The sequence below is a fragment of the Kribbella sp. NPDC002412 genome, from assembly GCF_053592935.1.
Genome location: NZ_JBSFBL010000008.1, coordinates 1 through 20,617, shown reverse-complemented (window position 1 = coordinate 20,617; position 20,617 = coordinate 1). Strand labels below are relative to the sequence as shown.

The 20,617-nt window shown below is 69.7% G+C and carries 19 protein-coding genes; 13 read left to right on the top strand and 6 right to left on the bottom strand.

Features of this window, described 5'->3' with window-relative positions:
• Positions 1-320: 320 nt before the first annotated feature.
• Positions 321-731, bottom strand: coding sequence for a DUF3052 domain-containing protein (locus ACWCOV_RS08800; protein ID WP_449828646.1), 411 nt, complete (start codon positions 729-731; stop codon positions 321-323).
• Between the two features lie 201 nt (positions 732-932).
• Between ACWCOV_RS08800 and ACWCOV_RS08795 the strand changes: the two genes are divergently transcribed.
• The 5 genes from ACWCOV_RS08795 (at position 933) to ACWCOV_RS08775 (ending at position 6,271) form a co-directional block, all read left to right on the top strand.
• Positions 933-1,604 carry a FadR/GntR family transcriptional regulator gene (locus ACWCOV_RS08795; RefSeq protein ID WP_449828645.1) on the top strand — a complete coding sequence of 224 codons (672 nt, stop codon included), beginning with the start codon at positions 933-935 and terminating at the stop codon, positions 1,602-1,604.
• Between the two features lie 26 nt (positions 1,605-1,630).
• Positions 1,631-1,840, top strand: a complete 210-nt coding sequence (locus ACWCOV_RS08790; protein ID WP_449828644.1) for a DUF6343 family protein — start codon at positions 1,631-1,633, stop codon at positions 1,838-1,840.
• 151 nt (positions 1,841-1,991) lie between these two features.
• Positions 1,992-3,572 (top strand): ABC-F family ATP-binding cassette domain-containing protein, encoded by a 1,581-nt coding sequence (locus tag ACWCOV_RS08785; RefSeq protein ID WP_449828643.1) that lies wholly within the window; start codon positions 1,992-1,994, stop codon positions 3,570-3,572.
• 158 nt (positions 3,573-3,730) lie between these two features.
• A complete protein-coding gene (locus ACWCOV_RS08780) occupies positions 3,731-3,922 on the top strand; it encodes a hypothetical protein (RefSeq protein ID WP_449828642.1) in 192 nt (63 codons plus the stop codon).
• A 273-nt stretch (positions 3,923-4,195) separates the two neighbouring features.
• Positions 4,196-6,271: a copper-translocating P-type ATPase gene (locus tag ACWCOV_RS08775; protein WP_449828641.1), complete on the top strand. Its 2,076-nt coding sequence runs from the start codon at positions 4,196-4,198 to the stop codon at positions 6,269-6,271.
• A 48-nt stretch (positions 6,272-6,319) separates the two neighbouring features.
• Here the strand turns inward: ACWCOV_RS08775 and ACWCOV_RS08770 are convergent, their stop codons facing one another.
• Together ACWCOV_RS08770 and ACWCOV_RS08765 are read right to left on the bottom strand one after the other, a co-directional pair.
• Positions 6,320-6,883 carry a DUF305 domain-containing protein gene (locus ACWCOV_RS08770; RefSeq protein WP_449828640.1) on the bottom strand — a complete coding sequence of 188 codons (564 nt, stop codon included), beginning with the start codon at positions 6,881-6,883 and terminating at the stop codon, positions 6,320-6,322.
• 54 nt (positions 6,884-6,937) lie between these two features.
• On the bottom strand, positions 6,938-7,489 hold the full coding sequence (locus ACWCOV_RS08765; protein ID WP_449828639.1) for a hypothetical protein: 552 nt from the start codon (positions 7,487-7,489) through the stop codon (positions 6,938-6,940).
• A gap of 663 nt (positions 7,490-8,152) precedes the next feature.
• Between ACWCOV_RS08765 and ACWCOV_RS08760 the strand changes: the two genes are divergently transcribed.
• The 7 genes from ACWCOV_RS08760 (at position 8,153) to ACWCOV_RS08730 (ending at position 16,950) form a co-directional block, all read left to right on the top strand.
• Entirely contained in the window at positions 8,153-9,499 is a 1,347-nt protein-coding gene (locus tag ACWCOV_RS08760) for a purine-cytosine permease family protein (RefSeq protein WP_449828638.1), read from the top strand.
• Between the two features lie 62 nt (positions 9,500-9,561).
• The gene (locus ACWCOV_RS08755; RefSeq protein WP_449828637.1) at positions 9,562-11,118 is read left to right on the top strand and encodes a hydantoinase/oxoprolinase N-terminal domain-containing protein; all 1,557 of its coding nucleotides are present in this window, start codon (positions 9,562-9,564) and stop codon (positions 11,116-11,118) included.
• Positions 11,115-12,191: a DUF917 domain-containing protein gene (locus ACWCOV_RS08750; RefSeq protein ID WP_449828636.1), complete on the top strand. Its 1,077-nt coding sequence runs from the start codon at positions 11,115-11,117 to the stop codon at positions 12,189-12,191. Before ACWCOV_RS08755 ends, ACWCOV_RS08750 begins: the two co-directional genes overlap by 4 nt.
• Positions 12,188-13,303, top strand: coding sequence for a DUF917 domain-containing protein (locus ACWCOV_RS08745; protein WP_449828635.1), 1,116 nt, complete (start codon positions 12,188-12,190; stop codon positions 13,301-13,303). The genes ACWCOV_RS08750 and ACWCOV_RS08745 overlap by 4 nt, the downstream gene beginning before the upstream one ends.
• Before the next feature lie 81 nt (positions 13,304-13,384).
• On the top strand, positions 13,385-14,461 hold the full coding sequence (locus tag ACWCOV_RS08740) for a DUF917 domain-containing protein (protein WP_449828634.1): 1,077 nt from the start codon (positions 13,385-13,387) through the stop codon (positions 14,459-14,461).
• Positions 14,458-15,984, top strand: coding sequence for a PucR family transcriptional regulator (locus tag ACWCOV_RS08735; protein ID WP_449828633.1), 1,527 nt, complete (start codon positions 14,458-14,460; stop codon positions 15,982-15,984). Before ACWCOV_RS08740 ends, ACWCOV_RS08735 begins: the two co-directional genes overlap by 4 nt.
• Positions 15,985-16,185: 201 nt before the next feature.
• Positions 16,186-16,950, top strand: coding sequence for an alpha/beta hydrolase (locus ACWCOV_RS08730; RefSeq protein WP_449828632.1), 765 nt, complete (start codon positions 16,186-16,188; stop codon positions 16,948-16,950).
• Positions 16,951-16,962: 12 nt separating this feature from the next.
• Here ACWCOV_RS08730 and ACWCOV_RS08725 read toward each other — a convergent pair whose 3' ends face one another.
• Genes ACWCOV_RS08725 through ACWCOV_RS08715 form a run of 3 tightly spaced genes read right to left on the bottom strand, consistent with a single transcriptional unit; the run spans position 16,963 to position 19,990 of the window.
• Entirely contained in the window at positions 16,963-17,928 is a 966-nt protein-coding gene (locus tag ACWCOV_RS08725; protein WP_449828631.1) for an aldo/keto reductase, read from the bottom strand.
• Positions 17,925-18,677: an SDR family NAD(P)-dependent oxidoreductase gene (locus tag ACWCOV_RS08720; protein ID WP_449828630.1), complete on the bottom strand. Its 753-nt coding sequence runs from the start codon at positions 18,675-18,677 to the stop codon at positions 17,925-17,927. Before ACWCOV_RS08720 ends, ACWCOV_RS08725 begins: the two co-directional genes overlap by 4 nt.
• The gene (locus ACWCOV_RS08715; RefSeq protein WP_449828629.1) at positions 18,674-19,990 is read right to left on the bottom strand and encodes an L-fuconate dehydratase; all 1,317 of its coding nucleotides are present in this window, start codon (positions 19,988-19,990) and stop codon (positions 18,674-18,676) included. Before ACWCOV_RS08715 ends, ACWCOV_RS08720 begins: the two co-directional genes overlap by 4 nt.
• Before the next feature lie 188 nt (positions 19,991-20,178).
• Here ACWCOV_RS08715 and ACWCOV_RS08710 point away from each other — a divergent pair, with 188 nt between their 5' ends.
• Complete coding sequence (locus tag ACWCOV_RS08710) at positions 20,179-20,574, top strand: dihydropteroate synthase (RefSeq protein ID WP_449828628.1); 396 nt, start codon at positions 20,179-20,181, stop codon at positions 20,572-20,574.
• Positions 20,575-20,617: the final 43 nt, after the last annotated feature.

Sequence of the window (20,617 nt, the reverse complement as noted above, 5' to 3'; positions counted from 1 at the left end):
CCCGGGACCACCGGACCAGTGCGTCAGGTGGTCGGGCCCCGGCGACTTGATCGATCGAGGCCTGGAACACTGTGCTGGCAGGTGTTTCAGCTCACCGGCCGCGGGTGCCGATGTGAGCGGCCGGACGGAATCTGGGCCGGAGTCCGGGACGCCTTGCAGAGGTGGGATTCCGGCCGGTCCGGGCGGTCACTCTCGGTGCACCGTCTGAGCGTGGCTGGCCACTGTATGCAACTGACCACTCGCGGTGGGTGCTGATCAGGACTGCGCAGAAATGTGGTGAAGCTCACGCTCTGGATCAGTCCAGTTCGCCGCGACTGGGCTCACCGGTTGGTCAGTCGGCGGACCAGCTTGAGCCCGGACCAGGTCGCGTCGATCGCGCACACCTTGACGTCGACGACGCCGAGCGGAAGCGCGATCTCGCGGATCCCGTTCTCGTCCAGGTCGGTCGGCACGCCGGACGACCGCTTCGGCCAGGCGATCCAGACCATCCCGGCGGCGGTCGCCTTCTGGAGCAGCAGCGGCAGCCGTTTCGCCAGCCGGTCCCGGTCCGGGCAGAACGCCAGCACGACCTCGTACGGCGTGCGGCCGGCCCGGCGCGCGATCGTCGTACCGTCCGGCAGGCCCTCGATCGCGAAGTCGTCCGGCGCGTTGTCGAGCAGCACGACCTGGCCGGGCTTGATGCCCAGCTTGGCCGCGAGCGGCCTGCCCGAGTAGCCCGGCGTGGTCGTCATGACCGCATGCTATGTCCGGGCCGGACGGCCTGGTGCCGGTCGGCGACTTCGCCGAGCAGGTGAAGTTGTCGTTCGAGAACTTCGGGGTGTCGCTGCGGTCGGCCTCCCGACCCTGCTCGGCGTCACCCGACTGGCCCTCCCCGAAGTGCGCTTCGAGGTCGATGCCATCGCAGTACGACGTTGGAGCGGCATACTGACCAGATGGCGTTGACGGATGAGGCGATCGTCAAGATCAAAGGGATGATCACCTCGGGGGAACTGGGTCCAGGGGACCGGCTGCCGAAGGAGGCGGATCTCGCGGCGCGGCTCGGCCTGTCGCGGAACTCGCTGCGGGAGGCGGTCAAGGCGCTGACGCTGGTGAACGTGCTCGACGTCCGGCACGGCGACGGCACGTACGTGACCAGCCTGGACTCGGCGCACCTGCTCGACGCGCTGAACTTCATGGTCGACCTGCACCGCGACGACTCGATCCTGCAGTTCTTCGAGGTACGGCGCCTGCTCGAGCCGGGTGTGGCCGCGCTGGCCGCCACCCGGATCAGCAAGGAGCAGGTGACCGAGCTGCGGTTGCTGTGCAGCGACCTGACGCCGGAGGCCGAGGTGGAGGAGCTGGTCGCCAACGACCTGCGCTTCCACCGCGGCATCGCCGAAGCGACCGGGAACCAGGTCGTCTGCTCCTTGCTGGACGGGATCTCCGGTGCGACCCAGCGGGCCCGGATCTGGCGTGGGGTCACCCAGGCCGGTGCGGTCGAGCGGACGCTGCTGGAGCACGACGCGATCCTGGACGCGATCGAGATCGGCGACGCCGAGGCGGCGCGCGCCTGGATGACCGCGCATATCGCCGGCGTCGAGACCTGGCTGCGCAAAGCGCCGTAGCGCCGTCCAGTGGGTACTGGGCCGGTATGGCGTTCGAGCCGCCTCCACCGCGCAGTGCGCTGACGTTGCGTCTGGTCCTGGCGTGCTTCGGCGTGGCCATGTGGCTCACGGCGGCGGTGCTGTCCGCCGTACTGGACCTGCCGCTGGGCTGGGTGATCGCGTTCGGCCTGCTCGCCGTGGTGGCCGCCGTCGACCTGGTGATCGTTGCCTGGCGCAAACACCGGATAAATGGTTGAAGCGGTGAACCACGACCCCGTAGGGTGGGTCACGTCCCATTCCCGACGTCAGGGGTCTGCGTTGTAGCTCCGAGGTCTTTCTTTCAGCCGGTGATCGCCACCCGTCGCGGTGCGCGGTCTCGTCCGAGACCTCTTTCTGGAGCACACGCACATGAGTCATTCCCTGTCCTGTACGGACCTCTTCTTCGCCTGGCCGGACGGCGACGTGCTGTTCGACGGGCTCAGCTTCGTCGCCGGGCCGGTGCGGTCCGGGCTGGTCGGCCGCAACGGCGCCGGCAAGTCGACGCTGCTCCGGCTGATCGCCGGCCGGCTCACGCCGCAACGTGGGTCGATCCGGGTCAGCGGCGAGCTCGGGTACCTGCCGCAGGACCTGACCCTCGACACCACGCTGCGCGTCGACGAGGCGCTCGGCATCGACGGCGTCCGCCGGGCGATCACGGCGATCGAGTCCGGTGACGCCTCCGAGGAGAACTTCGCCGCCGTCGGCGACGAGTGGGACGTCGAGGAGCGGGCCGAGGCGATGCTGGGCAAGCTCGGCCTCGGCGCGATCGGGCTGGACCGCAACGTCGGGGAGCTGTCCGGCGGCGAGACGATCCTGCTCGGCCTGGCCGCGGAGCTGTTGCGGCGTCCCGACGTACTGCTGCTGGACGAGCCGACCAACAACCTCGACCTGCGGGCCCGGCGGCACCTGTATGACGCCGTCGACCAGTTCCGCGGCGCGTTGCTGATCGTCAGCCACGACCGGGAGTTGCTGGACCGGGTCGACCAGATCGGCGACCTGCGCAAGGGCGACATCACCTGGTACGGCGGCAACCTGACCGCCTACGAGGAGGCGGTGGCGGTCGAGCAGGAGGCGGCCGAGCGGATGATGCGGGCGGCGGAGGCCGACGTACGCAAGCAGAAGCGGGACCTGATCGAGGCGCGGATGAAGATGGACCAGCGCCGCGCGCGGGGGCAGCGGGCCTTCGAGCAGGGCGGGATCCCGAAGATCGTCGCCGGCAACCTGAAGCGCGGGGCGCAGGTGTCGGCGGGCAAGCACCTCGGGATGCAGAGCGAGCGGCTCGAGTCGGCGCAGGAGGCGCTGGCCGACGCCGAGGCGAAGGTCCACGACGACGACACGATCCGCGTCGACCTGCCGAAGACCGCCGTACCGGCTGGGCGGATCGTGCTGCGGCTGGAGGATCACGAGCTGCGGACCGGCGCGCGTGTCGAGCTGGAGATCCGCGGGCCGGAGCGGATCGCGCTGACCGGGCCGAACGGCGCGGGCAAGACGACGCTGCTGCAGTCGATCGTGGCGGGGGAGTTGCCGGTGGTGCCGTTCCGGTACCTGCCGCAGCGGCTGGATCTGCTCCGGGACGACCTGTCGATCGTCGACAATCTCGCCCTGCTGGCGCCGAGCACGGAGAACCAGGAGCGCCGGTCGCGGTTGGCCCGCTTCCTGTTCCGGGGGCGGTCCGCGGATCAACTGGTCAGCACGCTGTCGGGTGGTGAGCGCTTCCGGGCGACGTTGGCGGCGTTGCTGCTGGCCGAGCCGCCGCCGCAGTTGCTGATGCTGGACGAGCCGACGAACAACCTGGATCTGGCCAGCGTCGCGCAGTTGCGCGATGCGCTCGCGTCGTACAACGGGGCTCTGGTCGTCGCGAGCCACGACGTGCCGTTCCTGCGAGAGATCGGCATCACGCGCTGGGTAGAGCTGACGCCCGAGACGCTGACCGACATCGAGCCGCTGTAGCGGGATTTGGCTGCGGAGCATCGCCTCGAAGGGAGAGTCTGATGGCCCCAGCGCGACGGATACATTCCCGGTGTTCCCTGCTGGGTGGAGCTGAGCCGTCCCGACCCTGAGCGGGCGCTGGAGTTCTACGGTGGCCTGTTCGGCTGCAGTTCGAGGACGTGATGCCGCCGACCGGCATCGGGGGCAGGGCGGAGGGCTGGACACTGCCGGGGTACGGCGACTGGCTCGAGCGCGAGCACCATCCGGGGCTGCGCCGGCGGATGGCGGCAGCCGGCGCACCGGACGGGTTCGAGGACGTTGTCGGAAGCATCGTTCCGCTCGCGGACGGCGCGCCCCGCACTGGAGTGTGACGTTCGCGAGCGCCGACGCCGATGCCACGGCCGCCCGGGCTGTCGAACTGGGGGGAACGGTGATCGTGCCTCCGTTCGAGCGCCGTGCTCCACCGGCGCCTACACGATCCGGATCACCGTCATCGGCGACCCGGGCGGCGTGACGTTCCCGGCGAGCACGTTCGTGCCCGCCGCCGGACGCCTCGGCTAGTACCGGACCCGTCTCCCGCTGGTGGGTGGCGGGCTTTGCCGTGCCCTTGAAATTAGATACCCCTAGGGGGTATGGTCCTCGGCATGGATGAGCATGTTGAGCACAGTGAGCACAGTGAGCACGCGGGGCATGACGGCGGTCACGGTGGGCATGCGGGGCATGGGGGGCATGGCGATCACGCGGCGCAGTTCAAGGACCGGTTCTGGATCAGCCTGGCGCTGGCGGTGCCGGTGGTGTTCTTCAGCGAGATGTTCGCCGACCTGCTCGGGTACATGCCGCCGGAGTTTCCCGGTTCGAACCTGATCGCGCCGGTGCTCGGCACGGTGATCTTCCTGTACGGCGGCCGGCCCTTCCTGACCGGTGGCTGGAGCGAGCTGAAGTCCCGCCGGCCCGGGATGATGCTGCTGATCTCGATGGCGATCACGGTCGCGTTCGTCGCGTCCTGGGTCACCACGCTCGGCCTCGGCGGCTTCGACCTGGACTTCTGGTGGGAGCTCGCGCTGCTGATCGTGATCATGCTGCTCGGGCACTGGCTCGAGATGCGCGCGCTCGGCGCCGCGTCCGGCGCCCTCGACGCGCTGGCCGCGTTGCTGCCCGACTCGGCGGAGAAGGTGACCGCCGACGGCGTGGTCGAGGTCTCGCTGTCCGAGTTGCAGGCGGGCGACGTCGTACTGGTCCGCTCGGGTGGTCGCGTGCCGGCCGACGGGACGGTGGTCGACGGACAGGCCGAGGTCGACGAGTCGATGATCACCGGCGAGTCCCGCCCGGTCGCCCGTGCCGTCGGCGACCCGGTCGTCGCCGGGACCGTCGCCACCGACAGCGCCTTGCGGATCGAGATCACTGCAGTCGGCGAGGACACCGCGCTGGCCGGGATCCAGCGACTGGTCGCGGAGGCACAGGCATCGTCGTCCCGCGCCCAGGCGCTGGCCGATCGGGCCGCCGCGTTCCTGTTCTACTTCGCGTCGATCGCCGGCGTGATCACGTTCCTGGTCTGGACGTTGCTCGGTGAGATCAACGAGGCCGTCACCCGGACCGTGACCGTCCTGGTGATCGCCTGCCCGCACGCCCTCGGCCTCGCCATCCCGCTGGTGATCGCGATCTCCACCGAGCGTGCCGCGAAGGCCGGCGTACTCGTCAAGGACCGGCTGGCGCTGGAGCGGATGCGGACGATCGACGTCGTCCTGTTCGACAAGACCGGCACGCTGACGAAGGGCCAGCCGGTCGTCACCGGCGTCGCGGCGGCCGGCTCGGTGACCGAGGACGAGCTGCTGGAGCTGGCGGCCGCGGTCGAGGCGGACAGCGAGCACCCGCTGGCCAAGGCGATCGTCCGGGCGCACTCGGAGCGGGTGCCGGCCGGCGGCCGGGCCAGTGTGACCGCTTCGGACTTCCGGTCGCTGACCGGCCGCGGCGTACAGGCTGTTGTCAACGGCAACGAGGTTGCGGTCGGCGGCCCGGCCCTGCTCCGGGAGTACGGCGTACCGGAGCCCGACGAGCTGGAGGCAGACGTCGCCGCCTGGAAGGGGCGGGGCGCCGCGGTGCTGCACGTGGTCCGGGACGGGCAGGTGCTCGGCGCGGTCGCGTTGGAGGACGAGGTGCGGGAAGAGTCCAAGCAAGCTGTGGACGCTTTGCACCGACGGGGCGTGAAGGTCGCGATGATCACCGGTGACGCGCACCAGGTCGCCGAGGCGGTGGCGAAGGAGCTCGGGATCGACGAGGTGTTCGCCGAGGTCCTGCCGCAGGACAAGGACGCCAAGGTCGCGGAGCTCCAGGCCCGTGGGCTGAAGGTCGCGATGGTCGGCGACGGCGTGAACGACGCGCCGGCCCTGGCCCGCGCCGAGGTCGGCATCGCTATTGGAGCCGGCACCGACGTCGCCATCGAGTCCGCCGGCGTCGTCCTCGCCGCCGACGACCCGCGCGCCGTCCTGTCGGTGATCGAGCTCTCCCGCGCCAGCTACCGCAAGATGTGGCAGAACCTGGCCTGGGCCACCGGCTACAACGTCATCACGGTCCCGCTGGCGGCCGGCGTACTCGCCTTCGCCGGAGTCGTCGTCTCCCCAGCTGTCGGCGCCGTCCTGATGTCCGTCTCGACCATCGTCGTGGCCCTCAACGCCCAGCTCCTCCGCCGCCTCAACCTCAACCCCGCCGATCTGGCGCGCTGACTGCTGCTGGGCTCCCTCCCACGCGGGGGAGCCCAGCAGTGTTTTGTGTCAGCTGTTCTTGAGGAGGGTTTGCATCGTGGCGATCTCGGCGGTCTGATTTGCTTGGATCTTCTTCGCCAGGGCGATGGCTGCCGGGTCCTTGCCGTCCTTCTGCTCGGCCGTCGCCATGGTGACGGCGCCCTGGTGGTGCTTGATCATCAGCCGCATCCAGGACCTGTCGAACTCGGCGCCTTTCGCCTTGCCGAGCTCGGACATCTCCTCCTCGCCCATCATGCCCGGCATCTCCTCGGCCGTGCCGTGGCCGCCATGCTCCGGGCTGGGCACCGGCTTACCCCAGGCGGTCAACCATCCGGACATCGCCTTGATCTCCGGATCCTGCGCAGCCTTGATGGCCACCGCAAGCTGCTTCACCTCAGGCGTCGTCGCCTGGTAGCCGGCCATACTCGCCATCTGCACCGCTTGCTGGTGGTGCGGGATCATCTGCGTCGCAAACCTGACATCCGCGTCGTTGAACACGGCGGCGGTCGTAGTAGGCGCCGCCTCCGGCGCCGCGGCCTCACCACAACCAGCCACTGCCAACAGCAAAACGGTCGTACCGAAAACGTGCTTCATCACAATGCGTCCTTCGAAGTCGAGATTGGGGTACGGCGGAAGGCGCAGGTCGGCCTAAATCCGCAACACACCCAACTTCGACAACTCCGGCACAAGCCAAGGCGGCGCCCGCTCACCCACCAGCCGCACCACCGCCACGGTCCCCAGCACTGGGCGCCAGGCGAGCAAACTCCGCGCCGCCAGCGCCAACGCCAGCAACAACACCAGCCCGGTCAACACAGCCACACAGACGGACACCATCTCGTGCCGCCCATCCGCGACCGAGATCACGACCCGGTCAAACGCATCGAGAAGCACAAGCGGCAACACGACCTGGTGCTGCTCCCCAGGCATCACGTGCTCGTGCCGCTCCGCAGGCACCGCGTCCTTGTGCCGGTCCGCAGGCATCACGCGCTCGTGCTGCTCCGCTGGTGCGTGGTGCGTCGGTGCTGGCCCCGCCGTCGGGGCGTGCTGCCCAGACACCGCCTGCTGCGTCAGCGGGGTACCAGCCATCGCCGCATCGTGGTGAGCCGTGAGCCCATGCATGGCGAACACCCCGACCAGCAGCCCAAGCACCCCAACCGCACGCAGCAACCACACCCCGCGGAAGCCGACCCGTTCGTCCATCGACCCCAAGGCTACAGATCAACCGTGCCCACACACCCCGCGAGCCTCGCCGCCGCCGGCCAGAAGTAGTGGGCTGCGGCAGGAACTGGCGAGCTTGAACAGGAAATAACGTGTCCAACCACCTCAGATGGTGTCCAAGCCACCGACTTCTGCCACCCGCAGCACTGCGCGGAACCTCGCCGGACCCGCTGATCAGGGCCACGATCGTCGTACCGCTCGGGAACGCGTTGCGAGCGACCTGGTCGAACAGCGCGTACATCATTTTCGCCTCGTACACCCAGTCCAACCGCAAACCGTGCCGCACCTCGAAGTCGTCGCTGAACTCGTCCAGCTCACTCCGATCACCAACTGTTCCGGTCGTGTACCGGCAGCCACTCCAGCGAGAGTTCCTCCAGTATCGACTGCACAGAAGAGCACGTCGAACGACGGATCCAATTCAGCCGGCAACTCAGCACAACCCCGTACGGCGTCAGCGTTGCTCCCACCCTCCGGGATCAGATAGAAGTCCACGGCGTGGCGGCGCGTGGGAAGGAACAGGCGGGTGGGAAGGGGTTGGGCATGGGCTGGGTGCACAGTTGGGTGGGGCTGGGTGTGCACAATGGACGGTGATCGGGGCCGCGTCCCGCCGTACGTTCGATGGAATCCCCAGTCCTGGAGGTTCCCATGGCCGGTCCACAGGTCGGTACCGACGACTATGCGCTTGCCCGTGTCCCGGCGAGTGCCCGTTATTCCTGGTGGTCTGTCGCGACGCAGCGGTTCGGGCAGATCTCCGCGCTCAGTCAGTTCCTGCTCGGGGCGACGCTCGGGTTCGGGATGAGTTTCTGGACCGCGTTCTGGGCGTTGACGCTCGGCGCGGTGATCCTCGAGCTGGTCGCGATCCTGATCGGCATCATCGGCGCCCGCGAAGGGCTGCAGACGTCGGTGATCGCCCGCTGGGCCGGGTTCGGCCAGGCCGGGTCGTCGCTGATCGGGCTGGCGATCGGGATCAGCCTGATCGGCTGGTTCGGCATCCAGTCCGCGGTGTCCGCGGCCGGCCTGAGCTCGCTGATCGGCGTACTGCCCACCTGGGGCTGGTCGCTGGCGTTCGGTCTCGCCGTGACCCTCGTCGTACTGCGCGGGTTCCACTCGATGGCCTGGGTCGCGTACGTGACAGTGCCGGCGTTCTTGATCCTGGTCGGCTGGTCGATCATCAGTGAGCTGTCCGACCACAGCCTCGGCGCGCTGGCCAGTTCGGCGCCGCCCGGTCCGCAGTTGAGCTTGCTCGAGGGTACGACGCTCGTCGCCGGCGGATTCATCGTCGGGGCGGTGATCACCCCGGACATGACCCGCTTCAACCGCGGTGTCGGCGACGTGGTGAAGCAGACCCTCGTCGGCATCACCCTCGGCGAGTACGTGATCGGCCTGTCCGGTGTCCTGCTGGCGCACGCGGTCGGCTCGGCGGACGTGATCACCATCGTCACGTCGTCGGTCGGCTGGGTCGGCACATTGGTGATCATTCTCGGCACCCTGAAGATCAACGACTGGAACCTCTACAGCTCCGGCCTCGGCGTGGTGAACTTCATCGGCACGGTCTTCGGCCGGCACGTCAACCGGGCCGTGGTCACGCTCGTGGTCGGCGTCCTCGGCAGCGTGCTCGCGGCGGGCGGGATCCTGAACAAGTTCACCGACTTCCTGATCCTGCTCGGGGTCGCGTTCCCGCCGATCGCCGGGATCATGGTCGCGGAGTACTTCGTGGTGAAGCGCTGGCGCCCCGACCTCGACCGGTCCCGCGAGCACGGCGCCCTGCCCGCGACCGCGCCGACCTGGGTGCCGGCGACGATCGTCATCTGGATCGGCGCCGCCCTGATCGGCAAGTACGTCGAGTGGGGCCTGCCCAGCATCAACTCGCTCGTGGTCGGCTTCGCCGCGTACGTCGTGGCCGGCAAGCTCGGCCTGATCCGCGGCGTCGGGACGAGCCGCACCATGGACAGTGCGGACACCGAGGTCACCGCAGTCCCGGCCACCAGCTAGTCACCGCGGTACGGCGGCCGGCCCGGCGTCGGCCGCCGTACCCGAAATCCAGGAGGATCCGAATGCGTATCGGCATCGATGTCGGTGGCACGAACACCGACGCCGTGCTGCTCGAGGGCAACACCGTGCTCGCGGCGAACAAGTCGGCGACGAGCGAGGACGTGACCGCGGGCATCATCGACACCCTTGACCGGTTGCAGGCCGAGCGGTCGTTCGACCCGGGCCAGGTGCAGGCGGTGATGATCGGCACGACGCACTTCATCAACGCGCTGGTCGAGGCCCGGCGGCTGGCTCCGACTGCCGCGCTGCGGCTCGGTCTGCCTGCGACTGCTTCGCTGCCGCCGCTGGTCGACTGGCCGCAGCGGCTGGTCGACGCGGTCAGCGGCCGCAGCTATCTGGCGCATGGCGGGCACGAGTTCGACGGCCGGCACATCGCCGAGCTGGACGAGGACGAGCTGCGCCGGCACGCCGCGGACATGGTTGCGCACGGCGTCCGGTCGGTGGCGATCTCGTCGGTGTTCTCGCCGGTCAGCAACGAGTTCGAGCTGCGGGCGGCGGAGATCCTGCGGTCCGAGCTGGGTGACGACGTGGCGATCTCGCTGTCGCACGAGATCGGCCGGATCGGCCTGCTGGAGCGGGAGAACGCGACGATCATCAACGCGGCGCTACGGGAGCTCGCCGCGAGTATCGTCGACGGTCTCGCCGGCGCGGTCGCCGGCCACGGCATCTCCGCACCGCTGTACCTGAGCCAGAACGACGGCACCCTGATGGACGTCGACTTCGCCCGCCGCTACCCGGTCGCGACCTTCGCGTCCGGCCCGACGAACTCGATGCGCGGCGCGGCCCTGCTGTCCGGCCTGGACACCTGCGCGGTCGTGGACGTCGGCGGTACGACGAGCGACGTCGGCGTACTCACGCACGGCTTCCCGCGGGAGGCGACCACCGAGGTCGACGTGGCCGGCGTCCGGACGAACTTCCGGATGCCGGACGTGCTGAGCATCGGCATCGGCGGTGGCAGCTTGGTGGCCGAGGACAACGACCTGGTGACGGTTGGTCCTCGTTCGGTGGGCTACCGGTTGACCGAGGAGGCCTTGGTCTTCGGCGGTACGACGGTGACCGCGACCGACGTCGCGGTTGCGGCCGGACGGGCCGAGGTCGGGGACTCGGCCCTGGTCGCCGACCTCGATCCGCGTCTGGTGAAGGAGGCGCTCGCCCGGGTCGCGGCGGACATCGCGGACGCGGTCGAGCGGATGCGCACGTCGCCCGAACCGCTGCCGGTGGTGGCGGTCGGTGGTGGGTCGATCCTGCTGCCGGACGACCTGCCGGGCAGTCTCGCCGTCCATCGGCCGGATCACTTCGCGGTCGCGAACGCGATCGGAGCGGCGATCGCCCAGGTCGGCGGCGAGGTGGATCGGGTGTACGCGATCGATCCGGGGCGGCGCGACGCGGTGGTCGACGAGGCGCGTCAGGAGGCGGTGGACCGGGCAGTCGCGGCCGGTGCGGACCCGGCGGCGGTCCGGATCGTCGACTTCGACGAAGTACCGATTCCCTACCTGCCGGGCAACGCCACCCGGATCCGCTGCAAGGCGGTCGGCGACCTGCGACTGGGGCAGTCATGACGACGTTGACTGCGGCTGATCTGAAGGCGCTCGCGCGCGGCGCCGCCGTACTCGGGACGGGTGGTGGCGGGGATCCGCACATCGGGCGGCTGCTGGCCGAGCAGGCGTTGCGGACGCACGGCTCGGTCGAGATCGTCGGTGTGGACGAGTTGCCGGACGATGCATGTGTGTTGCCGGTGGCAATGATGGGGGCGCCGACCGTGATGGTCGAGAAGCTGCCGTCGGCGGACCAGATCGCGATCGCGGTCGAGACGCTGGCGAAGTACGTCGGGAAGACGCCGACTCACATCGCCTGCATCGAGGCGGGCGGGGTCAACTCGACCGTGCCGGTGATCGCGGCCGCGCAGCTCGGTCTGCCGCTGGTCGACGGCGACGGGATGGGACGCGCGTTTCCCGAACTGCAGATGGTGCTGCCGACCCTCGCCGGGATCGAGGCGACGCCGATGTCGATTGTCGACGAAAAAGGAAACCGCGGGGTTTTCGACACGATCTCCAACACCTGGGCCGAGCGGTTGGCGCGGTCCGCGACCGTGGACATGGGGTGTTCCGCGATCGTGTCGTTGTACGCGATGACCGGCGCCGAGGCCCGCGAGTCTTTCGTGCCGGGCACGCTCAGCCAGTGCCTCGCGATCGGTCATGCCATCGAGCTCGCGCGGCGTGAACTCAGCGACCCGGTTGCCGCGGTCGTGGACCGGCTCGGCGGGCGGTTGCTGCATGTCGGCAAGGTTGTCGACGTTCAGCGCCGTACGACGACGGGCTTCGCGCGGGGCGACGCGGCGGTCGACGGGCTCGACGCGTCGCTCGGACGGTTGCTGGTACTGCGGTTCCAGAACGAGCACCTGGTCGCGGAGATCGACGGCGCCGCGGTCGCAACCACACCGGACCTGATCATCGTGCTGGACACCGAGTCCGGCGAGCCGATCACCACCGAGGCCCTGCGCTACGGGCAACGCGTGAGCGTGCTGGCCGCGCCGTCCGACGAACGCTGGCACTCACCGGCCGGCATCGAGCTCGTCGGACCGCGGTACTTCGGCTACGACCTCGACCCGATCCGCGCGCTGGAGACGGTATGAGCTGGGAACTGGGCATCGAGCATCTCCGCGATCTGGCCCGGGGAGCGGCGATCCTCGGCACCGGCGGTGGCGGCGATCCGTTGATCGGGCGGTTGCTGGTGGAGCAGGCGATCCGGGAGCACGGGCCGGTCACGGTGCTGGACCCGGACGAGCTCGACGACGACGCGTTCGTCATCCCGACCGCGCAGATGGGCGCGCCGACGGTGATCGTGGAGAAGATCCCGCGCGGCAGCGAGCCGGTCGGCGCGCTGCGGGCCCTCGAACGCCACCTCGGCCGCACCGCCGACGCGACCATGCCGATCGAGTGTGGCGGGATCAACTCGATGATCCCGCTCCTGGTCGCGGCCCGGACCGGTCTGCCGGTCGTCGATGCCGACGGGATGGGCCGGGCATTCCCCGAGCTCCAGATGGAGACCTTCTCGGTGTACGGCGTACCGGGGTCTCCGATGGCCATCGCGGGTGAGCATGACGAGACGGTTGTCATCAATACGGGTGTCGACAATCGACAGATGGAGTGGCTGGCCCGCGGGATCACCATCCGGCTGGGCGGCGTGGCGCACATCGCGGAGTACTCGATGACGGGCGCCGACGTGAAGCGCACCGCCGTACCGCGGACGCTGTCCCTCGGGTTGGCGCTCGGGCGGGCCGTCCGGGAGGCGCGTGAGTCGCACAGCGATCCGATCGAGGCGATCCGTACGGCGTTGGCGCCGACGCTGTACAACCACCTGCGGGTGCTGTTCCGGGGCAAGGTGGTCGACGTGGAGCGCCGTACCGTCGAGGGCTTCGCGCGTGGCCGGGCGCGGTTCACGTCGTACGACGGAGAGTCGGCGCTCGAGCTGCGGTTCCAGAACGAGAACCTGGTCGCGGAGGTCGACGGGACGGTTGTCTGCACCGTGCCGGACCTGATCTGCGTGCTGGAGGGTGACACCGCCGAGCCGATCACCACGGAGGGCCTCCGCTACGGGCAACGCGTCACGGTGGTCGGGATCTCCACCCCTGACCTGATGCGGACACCCGAGGCACTGGCCGTGTTCGGTCCGTCATGCTTCGGACTGGACGTGGAGTTCGCACCCGTCGAGCTGCGGACCGACCTCGTCTCCACCACCCCCTGATCCCTCGGCCCACCGTTGCACCCCCTCCGCGGTGGGCCGGGGTTCCACCCGCAGCCGTGCTCGCGGTGACATCATCGGCGCATGGCGACGGTCATCCGGGAGCAGGATCTGGGGGCGTTGGTCGTCGGCGTCACGCTGCTGGGGTCCGGCGGTGGCGGCGACAGCCGGGCCTTCGGACGGATCCTGCAGCGCCGGCTGGGGACCGGTGATCTCTCGCTGCTCGACGCGGCAGCGGGTCTCGAGGGCAACCTGAGCCCGGTCGGTGTTGTCGGAGCGACCAGTGTGCTCACCGAGAAGCTGCCGAGCGGGCGTGAGTTCGCCACCGCGGTACAGGCGGTCAGCCGGTGGACTGGGGACCCGGTGGACGGGCTGATGTCGCTGGAGGCCGGCGGTCTGAACGGTCTCAGTGCGCTGGTCGCTGCGGTCGACATGGGCCTGCCGTTCGTCGACGCCGACCTGATGGGGCGGGCGCTGCCACGACTCGACCAGTTCTCGTGGGCGGTGGCCGGGCGGCCGTTGACGCCCTGTGCGTTGAGTGAACCGGGCGGACAGGTCGTTGTCGTCGACAACATCGATCCGGCCGGGCTGGAGCGCGCCGTACGCAGCTTCGTCGTACACACCGGCGGCTGGGCCGTGCTGGCGCTGGCACCGACACCGGCCGCGGCCGCGACCTCCGACGCGGTCAACGGCAGCCTGGCGCGCGCACTCGAGCTCGGGCGCATCCACGCCGGACTGCCGGTCTCGGCTGCGCCCTCCGAGGTGGCCGAGTCCCTCGGTGGGCGACTGCTGGGTGACGGTCGGGTCGACGAGGTTGCCCGGTACGGCGTTCGGTCGCACGGCCCGGGTAGTGCGTTCGGGCGAGGGACTGTCTGTGTCGTCGACGAGCCGAGTCGGGCGGTGGTCCGGATCGAGACGGAGAACGAGTACCTGCTGGCGATGGTCGACGGCGTTCCGGTGGTGACCACACCGGACCTGGTGTGCGTGCTGGACCGCCGGACGCTGCAGCCGATCGCGGTCGATGCGATCCGCTCCGGGGACGAGGTGCTGGTGCTCGCGTTGCCGGGGCCTGACTGGTGGCGACACGGCGAGCGGCTCACCCACGTCGGCCCGCGGGCCTTCGGTCTCACCTGCGACCCACTGTTGCTGGAGGCGTCGTGACCGCGTTGGCTGCGATGCTGACGTCGCCGGGATGGCGGGACGTCGTCGTACTCGGTGGTGGGCAGCTCGAGCCTGGGCCGTTGCTGAAGGGCTCGCGGGTGCTGATGGATGTCGCTGGGCATCCGCCGCCGATGGGCGGTGAGCTGCTGGTCGTGCTGCTGTCGTCGGACCACACCGACTGGCGGATAGATGCGCTGATCAGCAGGGCATCCGCAGCGGGTGCTGCTGCGGTGTTGCTGGCTGGTGTGGAGCCGTTGGGCCGTGGGGCTCAGCTGCTGTCCGAGCGATTGCAGTTGCCGGTGCTCGGGAGTCCGGATCCGTTGGCGGCCCACGACTACCTCAACCGCGTGACGGCCGAGCCGGGGCTGGTGCGCGCGGACTTGGTGCAGCGGGCGGTGACTGCGTTGCGGCGGTCCGACGGTGAGCTGGAGTCGGTACTGCGTGTGGCGTCCGACGTACTGGAGCGGCCCGTCACGCTGGCTGGGTCTGACGGTGGCACGCTGGCGGGGGAGCCGTTGGAGCCTTCTGAGCGACCGGAGTTGGTTACTGCGTTGCCTGCGGTGCCGGTGGCGTGGGCGGCGCCGTACCGGGTGGATCTGTCGAGTGGTGCGGTGCTGATTGCGGTCTCTGTGTTGGGCGCTGGGCCGGCGTGTTGGCTGGTGGCCCGGTTGCCGGGGATGGTGGCGGCCGAGGTGGCCGCCGTACCTGAGGTGCTGACTGTGCTTGCTCCGGCGGTGGGGCAGCGGTTGGCGTTGCGGCGGCTGGAGCTGGAGCGGGACGCCCGGCAGCGGACGTCGTTGCTGGGCGAGCTGCTGCACGGCGAGCCGTCGGAGGCGACGCGGCGACGTGCGGTCGACCTGGGGTGGCAGCTCGACGGGTGGCACACCGGCATCCGTATCGGTGCTGACGGGCAGGTGGATTTGGCTGGTCGCCGTACTGACGTGGTCGAGGCGTTTGACGCTGAGGGGTTGCATGCGGTGGTGGTGGAGCAGGGGGACGGGTGGTCCGCTTGGATCACCGCTGCGCGCGAGCCGACCGCCACTGAGGTACAGGAGCAGGCTGCCGCCATCCGGCGCGTTCAACGTCGGTTGGTGCAGACCGTTGATGCGTATGTCGGCGTTGGTCGCGTCCAACCCGGGCCGACCGGGATCGCCACCTCGCTTGCTGAGGCCGGCGACGCTGCCGGGCTCGCCCGCGGTCGCCCGGAGACCGGCCGCTTCCTCCACGTCGACCGGCTCGGCCTCGCTCAACTGCTGCTGGCCTGGACCCGCACGGACACGTTCCAACCGGCCGCCCGCGCCCTTCTCGCCCCGATCGAACACCAACCAGGCGACCTGGTCGGCACCCTCGCCACCTACCTCGACACCGAGTCCTCGCTCGCCGAAACCGCCGCCGTCCTGGGCGTCCACCGCAACACCGTCTCCGCCCGGATCACCAAGATCCAGCAACTCCTTGGCGTGGACCTGACCAACCCCGACGAACGCCTGGCCCTGCACCTGGCCTGCCGAACCGCCCGCGACTGACAGCAGGTGCGTCCCCGGAAAATGGCGCGCGGGCTGGCATGGGGATTGGTAGCGTGACGGCGACCGTGTGAATGCGAGGAGGTGAGACCCATGGAGGCTGTACGTACGTGGGTGCTCCCCCTCGTCGCCACGGTCGGCGATTGACGTAGGGGTCGCCGGGAGCGCCGGACAACTTGGCACTCCCGAAAGGCAGTAAAACCTATGCATTCTTTGCGTTTCACCAACGAGACATCGTCGAACGGTGTCGTCGAGCGCGACTTCATGGTGGGCGACGTCCCCGGCGTACTCTGGTCGCCTGCATCCGGTCCTGTGCACGCGCCGCTGGTGCTGATGGGGCACGGCGGCGGCATGCACAAGAAGACGCCGGCGCAGGTGGCCCGCGCCCACGAAGCCGTCACCAACTGGGGCTACAACGTGGCCGCCATCGACGCGCCCGGACACGGCGAACGCCCGCGCACTGCCGACGACGAGCAGTCCCGCCTCGACCTCCGGCAGGCGCTGACGGACGGCGACCACGAACGTTTCAAGTCCGTCAGCATCCGCTTCGCCATCTCGCTTGCGGCGCGCGCCGTACCTGAATGGCAGGCAACTCTGGACGCGCTCCAGGAGCTGCCCGAGATCGGGGTCGAGGCGCCGATCGGGTACGGCGGCGGCATCTCGCTGGGCACCGCGATCGGCGTACCGCTCACGGCGGCCGATTCCCGCATCTCCGCCGCCATCTTCGGCGGCGGATTCTTCGTGTACGACGAACAACTCGAGGCGGCCCGCCGAATCACCGTCCCGATCCAGTTCCTGCTGCCCTGGGACGACGAACACGTGGACCGGCACTCCGGCATCACCTTGTTCGACGCCTTCGCCACCCAGCAGAAGACACTCCACGCCAACCCAGGCGACCACCGCACCATCCGCTGGATCGGCCTCGACAACAACTTCCTACCCCGCCACCTCGGAAGCTCACCTGCTTGACGCGTGGGCCAATCAGCTGGGTGTGGGGGCGTCTTCGCGGAGGAGGCCGGTGGACTTCAGGTCGGTCCAGAGGCCGGGTGGGATCTGGGTGCGGGCCAACTCGGCGTTCGTGTGGACTTCGGCGGGGGTGCGGCAGCCTACGGCCAGACCGGCTACAGCGGGGTGGGCTAGTGGGAAGGCGAGGGCCGCGGCGGGAAGCGTGACGCCGTGGGACTCGCAGACGTCGGCCAGTTTGTTGGCCTTGTCGAGCAGAGACGCGGCCGCCGGGGCGTAGTTGAAGGTGGCGTCGGCGGCCGGCCGGGGCTGGGCGAGGAGGCCGGAGTTGAAGATGCCTACGGCAACGACCTGGACGTCGTCGGCGAGACAGGCGGGGAGGACGTCGTCCAGGCCGTCGGGGTCGATCAGCGTGTAGCGGCCGGCCAGCATGATCACGTCGATGTCGATCTCCTGGACGAACCGGGTGAGCATCGCGGTCTGGTTCATGCCGGAGCCGATCGCGCCGATCACGCCTTGGTCGCGAAGCTCGATCAGGGTCGGGAAGGCGGTGGCGACGGCCTCGTCGTAGTGGTCGTCGGGGTCGTGGACGAAGACCACGTCCAGCCGGTCGGTGCCGATCCGGCGCAGCGAGTCCTCGATGCTCTGCAGTACGCCGTCGCGCGAGAAGTCCCAGCGCCGGCGGCGATTCGAGTCGATCGCGAAACCTTCGTCGTCCGTGGCCGCGTCGGAGGCCGTGTAGATGATCCGCCCGACCTTGCTCGACAGGACGAACGAGTCCCGCGGCTTCCCGGCCAGGCCCCGGCCGAGCCGCTCCTCGGCCAGCCCGAGACCGTAGTGCGGCGCGGTGTCGAAGTACCGCCAGCCTTCGTCCCAGGCCGCGTTCACCGTGGCGACCGCGTCGGCTTCGCTGACCTCACCGAGCAGGTTGCCGATCGGCGCCCCGCCGAGTCCGACCCGCTGGTCGGCTGGAAACAGTTTCATGACCGCGCCGCCGGAAGCCGGAGGTTCTGCATGCCACCGTCGACGGCAAGCGCCGTACCGGTCGTGGAACCCGACAGCGGGCTGGCGAGATAGGCGATCGCGGCAGCCACTTCGTCGGCCGAGACCAGCCGGCCCATCGGTTGCCGGGCCTCGAGCGCGGCCCGTTCCGCCGCTGGGTCCGCGGCCACCTCGAGGAGGCGGCCGACCCAGGGCGTGTCCGCCGTACCAGGGTTCACGCAGTTCACCCGGATGCCTTCGCGCACGTGGTCCGCGGCCATCGCCATGGTCAGAGCGAGTACGGCGCCCTTCGACGCCGAGTACAGCGCCCGGTTCGGCAGCCCCGCGGTGGCGGCGATCGAGCAGGTGTTGACGATCGCGGCGGCCGCGGACTTGCGCAGGTACGGCAGCGCGGCTCGTGTCACCCGGGCGATGCCGACCACGTTGACGTCGAGGACGCGGTGCCACTCCTCGTCGTCGTTGGCCGCGACCGTGCCCTGCGCGCCGATGCCGGCGTTGTTCACCACGATGTCGATCCCGCCGAGCTGCAGCGCGGCCGCGGCGACCGCGTCCCGGACCGAGCTGTCGTCGCTGACGTCCGCGGCGATCCCGGTCAGCGGCTCGGAGACGTCAGGCTTGAGGTCGAACACGACCACCTGCGCGCCTCGCGAGGCCAGCAGCGAGGCGGCCGCGAGGCCGATCCCCGAAGCGCCTCCGGTCACCACGGCCTTCAGGCCGGCGAAGTCGGTCACTTGCCCTCCTTGGTCAGGTCGGTCCAGATCTTGCCACTCGGGTACCGGTAGTCACAGAGCGTCTCAGCATCCATCTCGGCCCCGAACCCGGGCTTCAGCGGCGCGACGTAGTGCCCGTCCTTGATCACCACCGGGTCCAGGAAGTGCTCGTGCAGGTGGTCGACGTACTCGATCACGCGGTCCTGCGCCGAACCGCTCACCGCCACGTAGTCGAACATCGACAGGTGCTGCACCAGCTCGCACAGCCCGACCCCGCCGGCGTGCGGGCACACCGGCACCCCGAACTTCGCCGCCAGCAGCAGGATCGCGATGTTCTCGTTCACCCCGGCGACCCGGGCCGAGTCGAGCTGCAGCACCGACAGTGAGCCGGCCTGCAGCATCTGCTTGAAGACCACCCGGTTCTGCACGTGCTCGCCGGTCGCGACCCGGATCGGGGCGATCCCCGCCGCGATGGCCGCGTGCCCGAGGATGTCGTCCGGGCTGGTCGGCTCCTCGACCCACCAGACGTCGTACGGCGCCAGCGCCTTGACCCACGTGATCGCGTCGGCCACGTCCCAGCGCTGGTTGGCGTCGATGGCGATCCGGATGTCCGGTCCGACCGCCTCGCGGGCCAGCCGCATCCGCCGTACGTCGTCGTCCAGGTTGGCGCCGACCTTCAGCTTGATCTGGGTGAAGCCCTCGGCCACCGCCTCGTGGCAGAGCCGGACCAACTTGGCGTCGTCGTACCCGAGCCAGCCGGGAGTCGTCGTGTACGCCGGGTAACCGCGCTCGCGGAGCAACGCCTCCCGCTCGGCCCGCCCGGACTCGCCGGCGCGCAGGATCTCCAGCGCCTCCTCGGGCGTGAGCGCGTCGGTGAGATACCGGAAGTCGACCAGGTCGACGATCTGCTCGGGGGTCAGGTCGGACAGCAGCTTCCACAGCGGCACGCCGGCCCGCTTGGCGGCGAGGTCCCACACGGCGTTGACGACCGCGCCGATCGCCATGTGCATGACGCCCTTCTCCGGGCCGAGCCAGCGCAGTTGCGAGTCGTGCACGAGCGACCGCCAGAACCCGCCGAGGTCCTTCAGGGTCGCGTCCAGGTCGAGCCCGATGACGTGGTCGCGGAGCGCCTCGATCGCCGCGGTCTGGACGTCGTTGCCGCGGCCGATGGTGAACGCGAACCCGTGCCCCTCGAGCCCGTCCTCGGCGTCGGTCCGCAGGATCAGGTACGCCGCGGAGTAGTCCGGGTCGGTGTTCATCGCGTCGGAGCCGTCCAGGTCCAGCGACGTGGGGAAGCGGACGTCGTACGTCTCTAACTCGGTGAATCGTGGCATGAGGACCCGATCTGCTGCGGTGGGCGGGACTGTCGCGAGGAATCCTATAGGATATGTGGCGACTTGGGCAGTGCTGGGCCGGATCGCCACGCCATCACAACTGTGCTCCCGCGGCGGCAGTCGCGCTCGGGCCCGCTGGCGGACAGTGATTGTGATGGCCTGGCGGTCCGCCCTATACAGTCGCTCCCATGACGCACCGCGGCGTACTGCGACTGGGCGACCGGTCGTTCGGGGAGGGCGAGTTCGCCCTGATGGCGATCGTCAACCGGACCCCGGACTCGTTCTTCGACCGCGGCGCGACGTACGCGACCGAGGCGGCGTACGAGGCGATCGACAACGCGGTCGCCGACGGCGCCGACCTGGTCGACATCGGCGGCGTCAAGGCGGGGTACGGCGAACCCGTGAGCGAGGCCGAGGAGCTGCGCCGGACCGTGGACTTCGTCGCCGGGATCCGGTCCCGGCACCCTGGGCTCGTGATCAGCGTCGACACGTACCGCAGCGGCGTCGCCCGCCGGGTCGCCGAGGCGGGCGCGGACCTGATCAACGACACCTGGGCGGGCGCGGACCCGGACGTCGCGGCGTAGCGTCGGTTTGATCGGGATGCGCAGGAACAGCATCGGCACCAGC

Coding starts and splice junctions, on each gene's coding strand:
- ACWCOV_RS08800 (WP_449828646.1), bottom strand. CDS start 731: ATGACGACCACGCCGGGCTACTCGGGCAGGCCGCTCGCGGCCAAGCTG.
- ACWCOV_RS08795 (WP_449828645.1), top strand. CDS start 933: ATGGCGTTGACGGATGAGGCGATCGTCAAGATCAAAGGGATGATCACC.
- ACWCOV_RS08790 (WP_449828644.1), top strand. CDS start 1,631: ATGGCGTTCGAGCCGCCTCCACCGCGCAGTGCGCTGACGTTGCGTCTG.
- ACWCOV_RS08785 (WP_449828643.1), top strand. CDS start 1,992: ATGAGTCATTCCCTGTCCTGTACGGACCTCTTCTTCGCCTGGCCGGAC.
- ACWCOV_RS08775 (WP_449828641.1), top strand. CDS start 4,196: ATGGATGAGCATGTTGAGCACAGTGAGCACAGTGAGCACGCGGGGCAT.
- ACWCOV_RS08770 (WP_449828640.1), bottom strand. CDS start 6,883: ATGAAGCACGTTTTCGGTACGACCGTTTTGCTGTTGGCAGTGGCTGGT.
- ACWCOV_RS08765 (WP_449828639.1), bottom strand. CDS start 7,489: ATGGACGAACGGGTCGGCTTCCGCGGGGTGTGGTTGCTGCGTGCGGTT.
- ACWCOV_RS08760 (WP_449828638.1), top strand. CDS start 8,153: ATGGCCGGTCCACAGGTCGGTACCGACGACTATGCGCTTGCCCGTGTC.
- ACWCOV_RS08755 (WP_449828637.1), top strand. CDS start 9,562: ATGCGTATCGGCATCGATGTCGGTGGCACGAACACCGACGCCGTGCTG.
- ACWCOV_RS08750 (WP_449828636.1), top strand. CDS start 11,115: ATGACGACGTTGACTGCGGCTGATCTGAAGGCGCTCGCGCGCGGCGCC.
- ACWCOV_RS08745 (WP_449828635.1), top strand. CDS start 12,188: ATGAGCTGGGAACTGGGCATCGAGCATCTCCGCGATCTGGCCCGGGGA.
- ACWCOV_RS08740 (WP_449828634.1), top strand. CDS start 13,385: ATGGCGACGGTCATCCGGGAGCAGGATCTGGGGGCGTTGGTCGTCGGC.
- ACWCOV_RS08730 (WP_449828632.1), top strand. CDS start 16,186: ATGCATTCTTTGCGTTTCACCAACGAGACATCGTCGAACGGTGTCGTC.
- ACWCOV_RS08725 (WP_449828631.1), bottom strand. CDS start 17,928: ATGAAACTGTTTCCAGCCGACCAGCGGGTCGGACTCGGCGGGGCGCCG.
- ACWCOV_RS08715 (WP_449828629.1), bottom strand. CDS start 19,990: ATGCCACGATTCACCGAGTTAGAGACGTACGACGTCCGCTTCCCCACG.
- ACWCOV_RS08710 (WP_449828628.1), top strand. CDS start 20,179: ATGACGCACCGCGGCGTACTGCGACTGGGCGACCGGTCGTTCGGGGAG.